Here is a 266-nt window from a genome sequence, read left to right as displayed (position 1 = left end):
ATGCCTGCCAGCGTCCCCGCGGCAAAAACAACACTGGGACGCCGTACACGGCCGAGGATAGGGGTAACGGCCAGTTGGCATGGCCAGCAGTCCACCAGTCCGACACTGTGGGACTACCCGTGCCCGAAAGGACTGGGAGTCCGGTAATTAGACTGCGAACCTGAAACTCCCACCGCTCGGGATTCCTCCGCGTTTACGCGGAGGAGGATGTCAAGCCCTCCCCGATCGCCCCCCTCTCCCGAGCCGTCGGTTCGCTTTTCGACCGC

The organism is Halorubrum sp. Ea1 (genome assembly GCF_002252965.1).
Classification (GTDB): Archaea; Halobacteriota; Halobacteria; order Halobacteriales; family Haloferacaceae; genus Halorubrum.
This window is presented reverse-complemented; position numbering follows the sequence as displayed.